The 16,119-nt window shown below is 64.3% G+C and carries 16 protein-coding genes; 8 read left to right on the forward strand and 8 right to left on the reverse strand.

What is annotated here, in order from left to right:
• The 4 genes from BN1233_RS24850 to BN1233_RS24865 form a co-directional block, all read left to right on the forward strand.
• The coding region (locus BN1233_RS24850; RefSeq protein ID WP_342341667.1) for a Bug family tripartite tricarboxylate transporter substrate binding protein at positions 1 to 1,145 on the forward strand (1,145 nt) is incomplete at its 5' end.
• 232 nt (positions 1,146 to 1,377) lie between these two features.
• Positions 1,378 to 2,670 (forward strand): nicotinate phosphoribosyltransferase, encoded by a 1,293-nt coding sequence (gene pncB / locus BN1233_RS24855; RefSeq protein ID WP_046866315.1) that lies wholly within the window; start codon positions 1,378 to 1,380, stop codon positions 2,668 to 2,670.
• A gap of 23 nt (positions 2,671 to 2,693) precedes the next feature.
• Entirely contained in the window at positions 2,694 to 3,437 is a 744-nt protein-coding gene (locus BN1233_RS24860) for a class I SAM-dependent methyltransferase (protein WP_046866316.1), read from the forward strand.
• 99 nt (positions 3,438 to 3,536) lie between these two features.
• On the forward strand, positions 3,537 to 3,971 hold the full coding sequence (locus tag BN1233_RS24865) for a DUF4112 domain-containing protein (RefSeq protein ID WP_052763923.1): 435 nt from the start codon (positions 3,537 to 3,539) through the stop codon (positions 3,969 to 3,971).
• Positions 3,972 to 4,164: 193 nt separating this feature from the next.
• Here the strand turns inward: BN1233_RS24865 and BN1233_RS24870 are convergent, their stop codons facing one another.
• The 5 genes from BN1233_RS24870 to BN1233_RS24890 form a co-directional block, all read right to left on the reverse strand.
• Positions 4,165 to 4,935: an ABC transporter ATP-binding protein gene (locus tag BN1233_RS24870; protein ID WP_046866317.1), complete on the reverse strand. Its 771-nt coding sequence runs from the start codon at positions 4,933 to 4,935 to the stop codon at positions 4,165 to 4,167.
• An 11-nt stretch (positions 4,936 to 4,946) separates the two neighbouring features.
• A complete protein-coding gene (locus tag BN1233_RS24875) occupies positions 4,947 to 5,672 on the reverse strand; it encodes an ABC transporter permease (protein WP_046866318.1) in 726 nt (241 codons plus the stop codon).
• Positions 5,673 to 5,742: 70 nt separating this feature from the next.
• Positions 5,743 to 6,465, reverse strand: a complete 723-nt coding sequence (locus BN1233_RS24880; RefSeq protein WP_046866319.1) for an ABC transporter permease — start codon at positions 6,463 to 6,465, stop codon at positions 5,743 to 5,745.
• 236 nt (positions 6,466 to 6,701) lie between these two features.
• The gene (locus tag BN1233_RS24885) at positions 6,702 to 7,565 is read right to left on the reverse strand and encodes a transporter substrate-binding domain-containing protein (RefSeq protein WP_046866320.1); all 864 of its coding nucleotides are present in this window, start codon (positions 7,563 to 7,565) and stop codon (positions 6,702 to 6,704) included.
• A gap of 187 nt (positions 7,566 to 7,752) precedes the next feature.
• A complete protein-coding gene (locus BN1233_RS24890; protein ID WP_046866321.1) occupies positions 7,753 to 8,607 on the reverse strand; it encodes a lysine/arginine/ornithine ABC transporter substrate-binding protein in 855 nt (284 codons plus the stop codon).
• Between the two features lie 199 nt (positions 8,608 to 8,806).
• On the opposite strand from BN1233_RS24890, the gene BN1233_RS24895 reads away from it, so the two are divergent.
• Together BN1233_RS24895 and BN1233_RS24900 are read left to right on the forward strand one after the other, a co-directional pair.
• On the forward strand, positions 8,807 to 10,438 hold the full coding sequence (locus BN1233_RS24895; RefSeq protein ID WP_046866322.1) for an alpha-D-glucose phosphate-specific phosphoglucomutase: 1,632 nt from the start codon (positions 8,807 to 8,809) through the stop codon (positions 10,436 to 10,438).
• A gap of 130 nt (positions 10,439 to 10,568) precedes the next feature.
• Positions 10,569 to 11,162 (forward strand): hypothetical protein, encoded by a 594-nt coding sequence (locus tag BN1233_RS24900; protein WP_048708255.1) that lies wholly within the window; start codon positions 10,569 to 10,571, stop codon positions 11,160 to 11,162.
• Between the two features lie 287 nt (positions 11,163 to 11,449).
• On the opposite strand, the gene BN1233_RS24905 is transcribed toward BN1233_RS24900, so the two are convergent.
• Positions 11,450 to 11,911: a YqaA family protein gene (locus BN1233_RS24905; RefSeq protein ID WP_046866323.1), complete on the reverse strand. Its 462-nt coding sequence runs from the start codon at positions 11,909 to 11,911 to the stop codon at positions 11,450 to 11,452.
• 71 nt (positions 11,912 to 11,982) lie between these two features.
• Here BN1233_RS24905 and BN1233_RS24910 point away from each other — a divergent pair, with 71 nt between their 5' ends.
• On the forward strand, positions 11,983 to 13,446 hold the full coding sequence (locus BN1233_RS24910; protein ID WP_046866324.1) for an FAD-binding oxidoreductase: 1,464 nt from the start codon (positions 11,983 to 11,985) through the stop codon (positions 13,444 to 13,446).
• Entirely contained in the window at positions 13,443 to 14,375 is a 933-nt protein-coding gene (locus BN1233_RS24915) for a sugar kinase (RefSeq protein WP_244470736.1), read from the forward strand. The genes BN1233_RS24910 and BN1233_RS24915 overlap by 4 nt, the downstream gene beginning before the upstream one ends.
• Positions 14,376 to 14,444: 69 nt before the next feature.
• Here the strand turns inward: BN1233_RS24915 and BN1233_RS24920 are convergent, their stop codons facing one another.
• Complete coding sequence (locus BN1233_RS24920; RefSeq protein WP_046866325.1) at positions 14,445 to 15,260, reverse strand: DUF4142 domain-containing protein; 816 nt, start codon at positions 15,258 to 15,260, stop codon at positions 14,445 to 14,447.
• Between the two features lie 392 nt (positions 15,261 to 15,652).
• Positions 15,653 to 16,119, reverse strand: a 467-nt coding sequence (locus tag BN1233_RS24925) for an MFS transporter (RefSeq protein WP_046866326.1), incomplete at its 5' end; no start/stop codon positions are given.

A 16,119-nucleotide genomic window follows, 5' to 3' on the forward strand; every position in this document is an offset into this window, starting at 1 on the left:
ATATCAGAAGGCTGTGGCTGGCGGCAGACCGTCGAAGATCTGCCGGCGTACCAGGATCGGCAAGCCTTGCAGTACGGTTCGAGCCAAGTAACATCCCGGCGAACCCGCAGGGCGGTCCGATCGCGGAACGCCAGGAGCGGGCACCCGAGAGAGACGCCTTGAATCGAACCATCACAAAATTCCTCGCCCTTGCAGCCATGGCCCTGACGGCAGCTCCGGCAACCGCCCAGGAATGGCCACGCAGAAACATTTCGCTCATCGTCCCCTTTGCCGCGGGCGGCGGCACCGACGCCTTCGCGAGACCTCTTGCCCAGCAGCTCGACAGCCAGCTCGGAACGCGCGTCATCGTCGAGAACCGGGCAGGGGCCGGGGGCAACACGGGAGCCGCGTCGGCGGCCAGGGCCGAATCGGACGGCTATACCTTCTTCGTGGGAGCGACCCATCATGTCATTGCGCCCGCCATCTATCCCAACCTCACTTACGATCTGCAGAAGGATTTCGTGCCGATCGGCATCATCTCGCAGGTGCCGCACGTGGTCGTGGTGCATCCGCAAAGGGTGACGGCCAAAACGCTTCCAGAGCTCGTCGCCTATGCCAAGGCAAATCCGGGCAAACTGAACTACGGCTCGGCCGGCGCCGGCACGGCGCACCACCTTGCGGGCGAGTTGTTCAAGCTTCTGACCGGCACGGACATCGTTCACGTGCCGTATCGCGGGGCCGGTCCGGCCATGCAGGATCTCCTGGCGGGACAGATCGACATGGCCTTCGATGGTCTCGGCAGCTCGGCCGCCCAGATCTCCGGTGGCGGCATCAAGGCGCTCGCCGTGGCAGCGCCGGAGCGTGTGAAAGCCTTCCCGGATGTGCCGACGGCCGCCGAGGCGGGCGTGCCGGGCTACGAGGTCTCGACCTTTTACGCACTCTGGGCGCCCAAAGGCACGCCGGCTCCGATCGTCGAAAGGATGATCAAAGAGCTACGGACCGCTCTGCAGGCGCCCGCTATCCAGGAAGCCTGGGCCCGCCAGGGATCCGCCATCCCGACTCTGACCGGGGCGGAATTCGGCGCCTTCGTGAGCTCCGAGATCGCCCGGTGGGGCAAGGTCGTCAAGGAAGCCAACGTCAAGCTGGAGGACGCCCCGGCACGATAGGGGTCCCGAAGCAATGCCGGGCCGGTGAGGCTGGCCCGGCATCCACGTCGGGGTGCGACGTCCCTCAGCGCCAAGCTGCGTATCGGTCGGCAAGCCGACACACCACGAACCGGGAGCGAGAGCCTGCGCCAGAGGATCCGTGCGGACCATTGGCCGACTCGGTCTTCCACCCCGGGGAGCGGTTCTGTAAGGTGCCCGCCCTGTCCGCCAAGGTCGGACGAGGAGGGTTACGTTGGTCGATATCGCGACCCGGGTCTACAACCACACCTGGAAGATCGATCCGATCATCCGGTCGGTGCTCGACACGGATTTCTACAAGCTCCTTATGGCGCAATCGATCTTTCGGCGCCACCGCGACGTCCAGGTCACGTTCGGAATTCAGAATCGCACCACCCAGGTTCGCCTTGCCGACATCATCGATGCCGGTGAGCTGCGCGAGCAGCTCGACCATGTGCGGACGCTCTCGCTGACCCGCGGCGAGTCCACCTGGCTGCGCGGGAACACCTTCTACGGCAAGCGGCAGATGTTCTCGCCGGAGTTCGTCGCCTGGCTGGAGTCCTTTCGTTTCCCGGAATATCTCCTCGAGAAGGAGAACGGACAGTATATCCTCACCTTCCACGGACCGTGGATCGAAACCACGATGTGGGAGATCCCGGCGCTCGCTATCCTGAACGAGTTGCGGTCCCGCGGCGTGCTCAAGGGCATGGGCAAGTTCGAGCTGGAGGTGCTCTATGCCCAGGCGATGACCCGTGTCTGGGAGAAGATTCAGCGGATGAAGACGCTGCCGGAACTGTCTGTTTCGGATTTCGGAACCAGGCGGCGGCACGGGTTTCTCTGGCAGGACTGGTGCGTGCAGGCCATGATCGAGGGGCTCGGCCCCGCATTCCTGGGCACCTCGAACTGCCTCATCGCGCTCCGCCGGGAGGTGGAGGCTGTGGGGACAAATGCCCACGAGCTCCCGATGGTCTACGCGGCCCTCGCGGACTCGGACGAGGAACTCGCCCAGGCGCCCTATGACGTCCTGCGGGACTGGCAGGAGGATTACGACGGCAACCTTCTCGTGATCCTGCCCGACACCTACGGAACTGCGGGATTCCTACACAGAGCCCCGGACTGGGTCACTCGATGGACCGGGATCCGGATCGACTCCAAGGATCCGTTCGAGGGCGGCGAGGAGGCCATCGCGTGGTGGCGGTCCAGGGGGCAGAACCCGCGCGAGAAGCTCGCAATCTTCTCGGACGGACTCGACGACGACAAGATCATCGAGATCCACCGCCGCTTCTACAGCCGCATGCGCATCGGCTATGGCTGGGGAACGCTTTTGACGAACGACTTTCGAGGCCTCACCCGAGGGGATGTGCTGGCGCCCATCTCGATCGTCTGCAAGGTTATCTCCGCCAACGGCCGGCCGACCGTCAAGCTCTCCGACAATCCCACCAAGGCCATGGGCCCTCCGGCTGAGATCGAACGCTACAAGCGTGTCTTCGAGGTCGGCGCCCAGACGGCCCAACCGGTCCTCGTCTGAGAGCTTAGCCGGGCAACGAGCGCATGGCCACGTTCAAGGATTACTTCTCCGCCTCGGCAGCCGGCTACGCGGCGCATCGTCCGCGCTATCCGGATGCCCTCGTCGACTTCCTGGCCGAGCAGGCGCCTGGGCATGAGCTCGCGCTCGATGCAGGCTGCGGGACCGGGCAGCTCTCGGTTCTCCTCGCCTGGCGCTTCCGGCATGTGATCGCAACGGACGCGAGCGCCCGCCAGATCGAAGAGGCCGAGCCGCATCCGGGCGTCGAATACCGTGTTGCTCCGGCCGAACGATCCGGTCTCGAGGACGGCAGCGCCGATCTCGTCACCGTCGCCCAAGCGGCGCATTGGTTCGAACTGTCGAGCTTCTACGAGGAAGTGCGGCGCATCCTGCGGCCCGGAGGTATCATCACCCTCGTGACCTATGGGATTCTGACGGTCGACCGGGAACTCGATCCCCTGATCCTCGGCTTCTATCACGATGTTGTCGGCCCCTACTGGCCGCCCGAACGTCGCCACGTGGAAGAGGGCTACCGTTCCCTTCCATTCCCCTTCGCGGAGCTTGCCGCTCCGGCCCTGGCGATCGAGGTCTCCTGGTCCCGCGACGATTTCTTCGGCTACGTGGACACGTGGTCCGCCGTGCGCGCAGCGGAAAAGTCCCTCGGACATGCGCCGATCGAGGATTTCAAGCGAGCGCTCTTCGCCGCTTGGCCGGCGGATGCGCATCGGACCGTGCGGTTTCCGCTCTCACTTCGAGTCGGACGAATCTGAGCTCGAAGGATTTCGCCGCGGAGTCTTGCGAGGGGGCTGCACCGGGGCCACATCACCTCTCGTTGTGCCGTCACTCCGACGGCCGGGAGACGATACGGAATGAACGCGACACGCACCGGTGTTTTCGAGGCCATCAAGGCAGCGGGACCGACGCGCGCCGATTCGATTACACGCATCACGACGCTTGCAAGGTTGCTCGACAGCGCCTTCCTGATTCCGGGCATCAACCGCCGCGTCGGCATCGACGCCATCCTGGGTCTCGTGCCAGGGATCGGCGATGCAATATCAGCCGCATTGGCGAGCTACATCATCTGGGAAGCGCGTCAGCTCGGACTTCCGAAGTGGAAGATTGCACGCATGGTCGGAAATCTCGCGGTCGACACCGCGATCGGTGCGATTCCGCTCGCCGGTGATGCCTTCGACTTCGTGTTCAAGGCCAACGAACGCAACCTGCGGATCGTCCTCGAACACCTGAAACGTGGCCCGGTCGAGATCGAGGGACAGGCGACGAGATTGGGTGAACGCAGGTTTTAAGCGCTCGCTCGACAAACGTCGGCGCTGCCACCCTCACCCGGCTGCGCAGCAGCCGACACGTCACCTCTCCCCTGGCGGGAGAGGTCACCCCAATTTGGCAGAACGAACCCAAATGTACATTCCCTCTCGTAGGAGGGGTTGCCCCGAAAGGGCGGGTGAGGGAGAAATGCGACGTTCTCCCTCTCACACTCTCTCACCGATGCTTTGAAATGAACTGACGGAAGCGCTCCGATTTCGGGGCGGCGAAGACTTCCGTCGGCATTCCATCCTCCTCCACGATGCCTTGGTGAAGGAAGATCACGCGGTTGGAGACGTCGCGGGCGAAGCTCATCTCGTGCGTCACGACGAGCATCGTTCGTCCTTCCTCCGCGAGAGCGCGCATGACGCGCAGGACTTCGCCGACGAGTTCCGGGTCGAGGGCCGATGTGGGTTCGTCGAACAACATGACCTTGGGATGCATCGCGAGCGCGCGCGCAATGGCGGCGCGCTGTTGCTGGCCGCCGGACAGATGAGACGGATACTGGTTCCGCTTCTCTGCGATGCCGACTTTCGCGAGCAGCGCTTCCGCTTCTGTGATGCATTCCGCCTTCGGCCGCTTCTGCACGTGGACCGGCGCCTCGATCACGTTCTCGAGCACGGTCATGTGCGACCACAGGTTGAAGCTCTGGAAGACCATCGCAACGCGCGAGCGCAGGCGATCCACCTGGGCGCGGTCGGCAGGCTCCATGCCGCGCCGGCCACGGCGAAGCCGGATCTCCTCGCCACCGATGCGGATCTCGCCGGAATCCGGCACCTCCAGCATGTTGATGCAACGCAGGAACGTGGACTTCCCGGAGCCCGAAGCACCCAGAATCGAGATCACGTCTCCTTCGCAGGCGTCGAGCGAAATGCCGCGAAGCACCTCGAGGGCACCGAAACGTTTACGGAGGTCATGGACCGATACGGCGGGCGTGGCGTCAGGCAAGACGTACTCCGTCAAACATGGGCTGCATCGAGACGCGGCGCCGGCACAGGAGCGCCGCGAAGATGCGGCGACAGCCACCATTCGATCGCCTGAATCGCGCGCGTCACCAGGAAGTTCAGAACAAGGTAGATCGCGCCGGCGACGATGAAGATCTCGACGGCGCGGAAGGTCTGGGAGATCAGCTTGTACGCGATGCCCGTGATCTCCATCAGGGTGATGATCGACGCAAGCGACGTGGCCTTCACCATGAGAATGATCTCGTTGCCGTAGGCCGGCAGCGCCTGCCGCACGGCGATCGGAAAGATGATGCGCCGAAAGAGCAGGAAGCCGGACATCCCGCACGCGCGCGCGGCCTCGACCTGGTTTGCCGGCACGGCTTGCAAGCCGCCCCGGATGATCTCGGCAGCATAGGCGCCCGTGTTCAGGGTGAGTGCCAGAACAGCGCACCAATAGGGCTCGCGGAAGAAGGTCCACAGGCCCCATTCCTGCAGAGTCGGCCGAAACTGTCCAAGGCCATAATAGATGAGGAAGATCTGAACGAGCAGCGGCGTTCCCCGGAACACGAAGATGTAGGCGCGTGCGGTGAGATCGAGCGGCGCGATTCCCGACATCCGCATGAGCGCGAGCAGCATCGCGAAGGCGGCGCCGAGAGCGACGGACGTGGCTGCAAGGTTAAGCGTCAGAGGAGCGCCCCTGAGGAGGCTCCAGAACGTCTCCGCCATGAATGCGAAGTCCATCAGATGTTCCTCCCGAACCGTGATTGTCCCCCGGTGCATCGGGCAGTGGCGCTGTGATCGAGGTCATGCATCACACGGGCCTCCGGATGCCGCGCATCGAATGCTCCTCGGCGCGTCGGAACAACAGGGTCGAAACCCAGGTGATCACGAGGTACAGCGCCGCCGCGGCGAGATAGAAATCGAAGGGACGGCGTGTCGAGCCGGCCGCGATCTGCGACTGGCGTAGGAGCTCGACGAGTCCCGTGACCGAAATGAGCGCCGATTCCTTGAGGATGAGCTGCCAGACATTGCCGAGGCCGGGAATTGCATAACGCAGCACCTGCGGTGCCACGATCCGGCGAAACATCAACCAGCGGTGCATTCCGACGGACCGTGCTGCTTCGAGCTCACCGCGGCTGAGCATCTGATATGAACCGCGGTAAACCTCTGCCTGATAGGCGCCCGAGACGACACCGATCGCCAGGGCTCCCGTCGCAAAGGCGGGCACCCCGATGAAGCCAGTCGCTCCGAACAGCGCACCGATCGCACCCAGCGCCGCGCTGCCGCCAAAGTAGAACAGGTAGATGATGAGGAGATCCGGGACACCGCGCAGCACGGTCGTATAGGTGTCGGCGATCACCCGAGCGATCCGGCTGTGCGAGAGTTTCGCCCAGGCGACCAGCGTGCCGATGACGGCACCCGCGAGAAATCCGCAGATCGCCACGGCAAGCGTCATCCCAGCGGCTCGCAGGAGCGCGAAGCCCCAGCCGTTGGGGCCGAACCCTAGAAGCTCGAAGGTCGAGAATTGCTGCACGCTGCGTGGCTCAACCGGAGCGGCGATCCGTGACGGATCGGGAAGACTGATCGTGTGGCGAAGCGCAAGATCGGCTCTTGGTTCAGAGCTGTTTCCGTTGTCCTGGAATCAGCTCTTCTGGTTGTTCCTCTCGCATACGCGACGACGAACTGGAATTGCTCTCGAGGATCCGCGCGATCGGGCGAACACGCGCGGACCCTGGGTTCATGTCTTCGGTGAGCTTGCGCCATGCTGCTCTACGAGGATTGCGGCGGCGTCGCATCGATCTTGAACCATTTCTTCGAAAGGGTCGCGATCGTGCCGTCCGCAGCTGCTGCCTTGATGGCCTCGTCGAACATCGCCTTGAGTTCGGGATCCTGCTTGCGCATCGCAGTCGCGACGCCGCGTCCGAGCACGTCGCCGCGCAGTCCCGCGCCGGCGATGATCATGTCCTTGAACTCGGGCTTCTCGATGGTTGCGACGATCGCGCCGTGGCCTGCGAAGATCGCATCAATGCGGCCCGCAGCGAGATCAAGATCGTGCTGTTCCGTCGTCTTGTATTCACGGATCTCGATGGTGCCATTGAGGTATTTATCCAGGAAGGCGGAATTCGTGGTCGAGCCCTGGACGCCCACGGTCTTTCCCTTCAGGAGCGGTTTCCAGTCCTCGATGACCTTCTTCGCAGCGTCGGCTTCCGTGTCAAGGCTGAACACCTTGCCGGCGCCCTCCAGTTTCGCCAGCGGCGAACCCTTCATGACGCCCCAGCCATGTGGTGTCGCCGCATAGGGAACGGAGAAGTTCATCACTTCAAGGCGCTTTTCAGTGATGTTCATCCCAGCCATGATCGCATCGTATTTCCCGGCATTGAGCGCCGGAACGATGCCGTCCCAATCCTGAGCGATGATCTCGCATTTCACCTTCATGCGTCTGCAGAGATCGTTGGCGAGATCGATCTCGAACCCTTCGAGCTTGCCGCCCGGCCCGGTGAAATTGTAGGGCGCGTAGGCGCCTTCGGTCGCGATCCGGACGGTTTCCCATTTCTTGCCTTGTGCGAGGGCGCCGCCGGCCGCGAGGGACAGACCGACGAGCCCGAGGCCCAGTGCCTTGAATATCCTCCTCATGACGAACCCCTGTCGCTGTTGCGGTATTCCGCCGGGGCGGCCTCGCAGGGTCGCCTCTGCGGTTTCAACTAACGCGCAAAGGCACGACGCTGGCAAGTGCCGCCGCAGTTCCGGCGAAACATCGTCTCCTCCGGGGACGTGTGAGGGCAGGGCCGGGCGCCTGAAGCGCGCCCGGCTCCGGACGGCCTCAGCTCTGCGGGGTGAGGTCGCCCTTGAACCACTTCTCCGACAGGTTCTTGACGGTGCCATCGGCGATCGCAGCCTTGATGGCCTCGTCGAACATCTGCTTCAGGTCCGTGTCGTCCTTGCGGAGGCCAACGCCGACGCCGCGGCCCAGCACCCCGCCCGTGAAGCCCGGCCCGACGAGCACGTAATCCTTGAATTCCGGCTTCGCGAGCGTTCCCCGGACCGTTGCCGAATCCGCGAGAATGGCGTCGATGCGGCCGGCAGCGAGATCGAGATCATGGGCCTCCGTGGACTTGTATTCGCGGATCTCGACGGTGTCCTTCAGGTATTTCTCGGCGAAGTTCGCATGCGTCGTCGAAGTCTGCACGCCGATCGTCTTGCCCTTGAGGATGGGCTTGATGGCTTCGATGGCCTTGAGGGCTTCGGCTTCCTGGGTGTTGAGGCTGTAGCGCTGTCCGGTGCCGGGCATCTTGGCGAGCGGCGAGTCCTTGGCGACTCCGAAGGCATTCGGATCGTTCGCATAGGGGACCGAGAAGTTGATCACCTTCAGGCGCTCGTCCGTGATGCTCATGCCCGCCATGATGGCGTCGTATTTCTTCGCCGACAGCGCCGGGATGATCCCGTCCCAATCCTGGGCGACGATCTCGCATTTCACTTTCATGCGGGCGCAGAGATCGTTTGCGAGGTCGATCTCGAACCCTTCGAGCTTGCCTCCCGGAGCCGTCATGTTCCAGGGCGCATAGGCCCCCTCGGTCGCGATTCTGACAGTCTCCCACTTCTTGGCCTGTGCGAGAGCAGCCGACGCGGCGAGCGCCGTCCCGCACAACGCAATTGCGATGGCTCTGATGAAGGTCATGGTCCGCTCCTGGCGTTTCCCGGCGCGATGAGCCCCCCAAGGGAAGATTGGTAGCTCAAACGACGCCGGCCACCAAACATTCCCGGAGGCGCTCCTCGGCACCGAAACCGGACACGTGCGTTCTCCTGGAAGAGCAGGCCCTTGTTCGGTAGATCCGGCGCCCGAGATCCTTCCGGGACCCGCCACAAGGAATCAGTTCATGACGATACGCCAGGTCGCAACCACACCATTCGACGATCAGAAGCCCGGGACCTCGGGCCTGCGCAAGAAGGTGTCGGCTTTCCAGCAACCGCGATACGTCGAGAACTTCGTCCAGTCGATCTTCGATTGCATCGAGAACCGGCAGGGCGCGACCCTCGTCGTCGGCGGAGACGGGCGCTACTTCAACCGGGAGGTCATCCAGACGACCCTGAAGATGGCGGCTGCGAACGGTTTCGCGCGGATCATCGTCGGGCGTGGAGGACTTTTTTCGACGCCGGCCGCCTCATGCATCATCCGGAAGAGAAAGGCGATCGGCGGGGTCGTCCTCTCGGCCAGTCATAACCCGGGCGGTCCGCAGGGCGATTTCGGGATCAAGTTCAACGTTTCCCACGGCGGTCCGGCGCCGGAATCAGTCACGGACGCGATCTATGCCCGGACAAAGGTGATCGACCGCTACCGGATCGTCGATGCACCCGACCTCGACCTCGACCGGCTCGGAGAGGTCAAGCTCGGCGATGCGACGATCGAGGTGGTCGATCCGGTGGCGGATTATGTCGCGCTCATGGAAACACTGATCGATTTCGAACGCATCGCGGCACTCTTCGCATCGGGGTTCCGCATGCGCTTCGATGCCATGAGCGCGGTGACGGGCCCATATGCCAAGGCCATTCTGGAAGAGTGCCTCGGCGCCCCGGCCGGCACGGTGATGAACGGCAAGCCGCTGCCCGATTTCGGAGGGCATCACCCGGATCCCAATCCGGTCCATGCGGCGGACCTCATCTCCCTGATGAACGGGCCGGACGCTCCCGATTTCGGCGCGGCCTCCGATGGGGACGGGGACCGGAACATGATCGTGGCTCCCGGTCTCTTCGTGACCCCGAGCGACAGCCTCGCGATCTTGACGGCGCAGGCTCACCTCGCGCCCGGCTACCGCTCCGGGCTTGCCGGCGTCGCTCGGTCGATGCCGACGAGCCGGGCGGTGGACCGGGTTGCCGAGCGGCTCGGAATTGCCTGCTACGAGACGCCCACGGGCTGGAAATATTTCGCCAATCTCCTCGATGAAGGCCTCATCACCCTGTGCGGCGAGGAGAGCGCGGGAACCGGCTCGAACCACGTGCGGGAGAAGGACGGCGTCTGGGCCGTCCTCCTGTGGCTGAACATCCTGGCGGTCACGGGCAAGCGTGCGGATGCGATCGTGCGCGAGCATTGGGCAACCTTCGGCCGGGACTACTATGCCCGCCACGACTACGAGGAGGTCGACGCAGCGGCGGCGCAGGGCCTGACGGCGTCGCTGCGCGAGCGGCTGTCGACTCTCCCGGGCCAGAGCTACGCGGGGCTCACGGTCGAGGCTTGCGATGATTTCGCCTATACCGACCCGGTCGACGGATCGGTGACTTCGAGCCAGGGCATCCGCATTCTGTTTCGCGAGGATGCCCGTGCCGTATTCCGCCTGTCCGGGACCGGAACAGTCGGAGCGACATTGCGCGTCTATCTCGAGCGCTTCGAGAAGGACCCTGGCCGGCACGGAGCCGCCACCGCCGATGTTCTTGCGCCGGTCGCGGCTGCTGCAAACGCAATTGCGGATATCGAGGCGCATACTGGGCGTGCATCGCCGTCGATCATCACCTGAAGGCTTGATCGATGATGTTCGCCTCTGTGGTGCAACGCAGAGTGTCCTCCGTCACCCGGGCGCCAAGCGCCCGAGTGACGGAGGCAGCGCCAACCTCGCAGGCACAGCATGAAATCCCGGAGCGAGGCCCATGACGGCCGGCGACGGGAAGATGCATTATTGGGACGCCTATTGGGATTTTCGGCCGGACGATTGTCCGTGTGACGTTCACTTTGTGGAGTGGCTCGACGCCAACGGGATCCGGGACAAGACGATCTATCATTTCGGAACCGGCGGGCATCATCTCGTCGGAATCGAATGCGCCCGCCCGGAACGGCGCAACGCTGTGCTCGGCATCACGGCGGCTCCGCAGGAATACGAGACCTATATCGAGCTTGCGATCGAACGCCCCGAAATCCTCGAATTCTACAACGTTGTGTTCGGCGACATCTACATGCTGAATCCGAAGCTGCTGCCCGAATTCGACGTCGTGACGCTATTCCATCTCTGCGAATTTCGCGGTGAAAAGAACGATGCCTATGACGCGCTGACCGATCTCGACGTCACGAACCTCCTGACGGACCGCACACGCATCGATGGGCACATTCTCTTCTTCCCGAGTTCCTATGCATATGATCGCGCCGATCACAGCGCAAAGGATGTGGTCGCTGCATGGGAGAAGCATCGCGATGTCGAGCGTCTTGGCATGTTCGAGTCGCTGCTGGTGTATCGCAAGAGAAGTTAGAGGAGGTCGTATTCGCCATTACGAGCCGCAGGCGTGATGCACTGCCCTTTCCGCCGCCTCACCGTCTTTGCGAGCCGCAGGCGAAGCAATCTACCCGTCGACGGATGCGCTCCTGGATGGCTTCACTCCAACCGCAATGACCAGGAGGGCGTGAAAGCGCCAGGAGCACTGCCGGAAAACGGTGTAGTGCCGGACCCACTGCCTTCAGTGCAAACGAATTGAAGCAATCCAGGCCTCTGTCTCAGAATGAACCACCTCGCCCGCGGCTCGCAATGACGGGGAGTTGCTCACTTCCAGAAGCTGAGCCCCAATCCGACCGCACCGGCGACGGCCGCGTAGCGGGCGCCTTTGGCGATCGTGACGAACAGGATGAAAATCCAGAGCGGTGCGCGCAGGAGGCCGGCCACGATCGTCAACGCGTCGCCAAAGAGCGGAAGCCAGGAGAGGAGCAGGGTCCAGATCCCGTATTTTGCATAGAGAGCCTCGGCCTTGGCGATCTTCTCCGGGGAGACCGGAAAGCGCTTGTGGTCGCGGAAGCTCGCGAGGTATTTCCCGATCGCCCAGTTCAGCATGCTGCCCAGCAGGTTGCCGATCGTCGCGATGCCGACCGCGGCCCAGACTGCGGCGCTCGCCGTGGCAAGCACGCCGATCAGGACCGCCTCCGAGGTGCCGGGCAGGATGGTCGCCGAGACGAAGGCGGAGAGAAAGAGGGCTCCCAGTTCGAGCCACGATTCCGATAAAGCTTCCACCAATCTCTCCAAAGTGACCTTGCAAGGGCGCGCGCAAGGCGCGAAACAGGGACGCCTTGCAATCCGGTCCGATGACGATTCACGCCCCGAAACGCGATATCCTACCCGACCTCGCCGCGGCAATTGGCGAGAAGCATGTTTTGAGCGCCGAGACCGACATGGCCCCCTACCTCGTCGAGGAACGGGGCCTTTATCGAGGGGAGGCCCTCGCGGTGGCCCGGCCGGGCTCGACCGAGGAGGTCGCGGAGGTCGTTCGGATCTGCGCCCGCGCGGGTGTCCCGATCGTCGCGCAGAGCGGGAATACGGGTCTCGTCGGAGGCGGTGTGCCCTTTGGCGGCATCGTGCTTTCGCTGGCGCGCCTCGACCGGGTTCGCGCCGTCGATCCGGTCAACGCCACCATGACGGTCGAAGCGGGCTGCATTCTCGCGCGCGTCCAGGAGGCCGCCGATGCCGCCGGCGCGTTTTTCCCCCTATCGCTTGGCTCCGAGGGCTCGTGCCGGATCGGTGGCAACCTGGCGACCAATGCCGGCGGAACCGCGGTCCTGCGCTACGGCAATGCGCGCGAGCTCACCCTCGGGCTCGAGGTGGTCCTCGCCGACGGGCGGATCTGGAACGGGCTCAAGGGACTCCGCAAGGACAATACTGGCTACGACCTGAAGCATCTCTTCATCGGGTCGGAAGGAACGCTCGGTATCATCACGGCAGCCGTCTTGAAGCTGTTCCCGAAACCGCGCCTGCGCGCGACCGCCTTCGTTGCCGTCGACACGCCGCATGCGGCTCTCACCCTGTTCGAGCGACTGCGCGCGGCCCATGGAGACCAGCTCACCGCCTTCGAATACATCCCGCGGTTCGGCCTCGAAATGGTGCTCCGGCATGCGCCCGGCGCCGTCCGGCCACTGGAATCGGAGTATCCGGGATACGCTCTGATCGAGCTGTCGTCGCCGCAGGATCATGCGGACCTCGCCGAAGCGCTCGAGACGATTCTCGGGGCAGCACTCGAGGACGGACTGATCCAGGACGCGACGATCGCTGCGAGCGAGGCGCAGGCGAACGCGCTCTGGCATCTGCGGGAAAGCCTGTCCGAGGTGCAACGTCAGGAAGGCGGATCGATCAAGCATGACGTCGCGGTTCCCGTGTCCCGAGTGGCCGACTTCATCGACGCGGCCTCCGCGGCATGCGAGGCCGCCATGCCCGGCCTGAGGGTCTGTGCCTTCGGGCACGTCGGGGACGGCAACGTGCATTTCAATCTCAGCCAGCCGGTCGGCATGGACAAGGCAGCCTTCATCGCCGAATGGGGCCGCTTCAACCGGATCATCCACGACATCGTGCACGAGATGGGCGGCTCCATCGCGGCCGAGCACGGCGTCGGGCTGATCAAGCGCGACGAACTCGTGCACTACAAGGATCCGGTCGCGATCGATCTCATGCGCGCCGTCAAGGCTGCGCTCGATCCGCAGGGCATCCTGAATCCCGGAAAGGTGGTGCCCTCCGCCGGCCCGGAAATCCTCGATGCGATACCGAGGGCCGTGCGGTGAAGACTCTCGACATTCTCGCCTTCGGCGAACCTCTCATGGAATTCGCCGAGGTGGAGCGGAATGGCGAACATCTCTTCCTGCCGGGATTTGGCGGCGACGCCTCGAACGCAGCCATTGCGGCGGCCCGACAGGGCGCCAGGAGCGGAATTTTCACGGCCGTCGGCGACGATGCGTTCGGGAGACGCTTCCTGTCCTTGTGGGATGCGGAAGGTGTGGACCGAAGCACCGTCATCCAGCGCCCTGGCGGCCGGACGGGCGTGTATTTCATCAGCTATGGCACGGCCGGGCACGAGTTCTCCTATGCCCGTGCTGGATCCGCCGCGAGTCTCGTGACCCCGGAGGACATCCCGCAAGCCCAGATTGCCGCGGCCAAGGTTCTGCACGTGACCGGAATCAGCCAGGGAATTTCGGCCTCCTGTGCAGACGCGGTCTTCGCCGCGATCCGGCACGCAAAAGCATGCGGCACGACAGTCAGCTACGACACGAATCTGAGGCTTCGGCTCTGGCCGCTTGATCGCGCGCGCGCCACCATCCATGCGGCCCTGGCTCTCTCCGACGTCGCGCGGCCCGGGCTCGACGATGCGCGCCAACTGACCGGGCTCGATCGACCGGAGGATATCTGTGCCGCCTATCTCGGTCTCGGCTGCTCGATCGTGGCTCTGACTATGGGAATGGCGGGCACCATGGTGGCCGTGAACGGGCGGCTCGAGGTCATCCCCGCGCGGCCCGTCGAGGCTGTCGATGCGACCGGTGCAGGCGATGCGTTCGGCGGCGCCTTCCTGGCCGAGTGGCTGCGCGTCGGAGACCCCTTTGCGGCCGCAGCCTATGCCAATGCGGCCGCTGCTCTTTCGACACTCGGGAAGGGGGGCGTCGCGCCGCTGCCGCGTCGGACGGAGGTCGAGCAGTTTATCGTGCGGGACCACGGGTGAGAAAGGCCTGCTCACGGTGTGAGCAGGCCCTGGATATCGAGAAGGCGCGCCCGCGCCCGCGGCTCAGCCTTACGGGAGACGACGGGCTTCGGCGTAATGCATCTCGAGATGCGGCAGCGCCTGCTGCGCGAAGTTCACCATGGCGGGTGCTTGGCCAGACTGAGCATAGGTGCTGAACAACGCGATGGCCTCGCGGTGCGCCTGACGCTGCATGTCACCATAGAGGCGATCGAAGCGCCGACCGGTTGCCGATGCGAGCTGGTTCAGCATCGCCGCCTTGCGGGGATCGAGCGGCACGGCCGTCTGCACTGGCGCACCGCCGATCGATCCCGTGGTTTCGGCGGTGGCGCCGGCCGTCGCTCCGGCCGTTGCTCCGATTCCAGCACCGACGGCTGCACCGACCGGTCCGCCCGCCAGCGCTCCAATGCCTGCGCCGGTCAGAGTGCCCGCCGCGGTGCCGCCGGCCGTCGCCGGGCCTGGTGCCGTCGCGGCCGTTCCTGCCGTCGCACCGATTCCGGCACCAACGGCCGCGCCGACGGGGCCACCGACCAGAGCGCCGATTCCGGCACCCGCAAGAGTCGTACCGACCGCGCCGGGAAGGATCTGGCCACCAGCGCCATAAACCGGCTGGCCGGCATTCAACGCCTGGGATGAAGCGGCGTGATCGGCGATCATCTGCTGCGCGAAGGCCCGGACCCTGGGATTACGGCTGCGCTCGAGCGCAAGCTGGCTCGACGCGATTTCAAAGGCATCCGACGCCAGTGCCATCTGTCGGAAGGTGCTCTGGTCGAGGGGAGCCATCATCGGAGCCGCAGGCGCCATCTGGGCTGCCGCGGGCACTGCCACGGATGCAAGAAAGGCAGCAAGAATCATCGACTTCTTCATGAACCGTCTCCTGACTTTGGGATGCAGCGTCGCGGTCGTGAAGGACGCTCCATGGGCTTGTAAGCCCCCGGTCAACGGACAAATGATTTCGAGGTTCCAGGATACCGCGGCAGCCTCACATTCTTAGCGTAGCCGTTTCTGCTGGACCTGGAGTGTCTGGGAGCTTCCGACAGAGCCGCTGCAACTGCTGAGATCAGGTGAAGGCGCAGACGAAAGGGCACGTCATTCCCGGTTCGTCGAATCAAGCGTGTGTCCCGAACTCGGGCATCTTCAGTTGACGAAAGATTCGCTCGCCTGCCGCACGGCGCAAGCCGCTCGCATCATCGATGTCGTTCGTACAAAGAAAAAGGCAGGCGAAAAGCCTGCCGAGAGTTGTGTCGATGGTAGCCGGACTATGCCGCAGAAGGTTCTCCTGCCCGGGCGAGCGGGTTCCTGCCGGTGTGGTGCTGCACGAGCATTGGCCTGAGGATGAACAGGGCCGAGAGCGCCGCGATCAGGTCCAGCGAGGCCACCGTGTAGAGCACCGTCGACCAGGTGCCGGTCGCCTCCATGAGGAGGTTGCCGATCGGCACCAGCAGCGCCGCCACGCCCTTCGCGCAGTAGAGCACGCCGTAGATCTTGCCGACGTGCTTGGTCCCGAAGGTGTCGGCGGCCGTCGCGCTGAACAGGCTGTAGACCTCGCCCCAGGCCAGGAACACCACCCCGCTCAGGATCAGGAACGCCCACGGGTTGTGCCCGAAGGTGCCGAGCGCGATGATCCCGACCCCCTCGAGCGCAAAGGCGATGAACATCGTGCGCTCACGCCCGATGTGGTCCGAGACCCAGCCGAACAGCGGCCGCGAGATGCCGTTCATGACCC

It is taken from the genome of Microvirga massiliensis, assembly GCF_001006805.1.
In the GTDB taxonomy this organism is placed as follows: Bacteria; Pseudomonadota; Alphaproteobacteria; order Rhizobiales; family Beijerinckiaceae; genus Microvirga; species Microvirga massiliensis.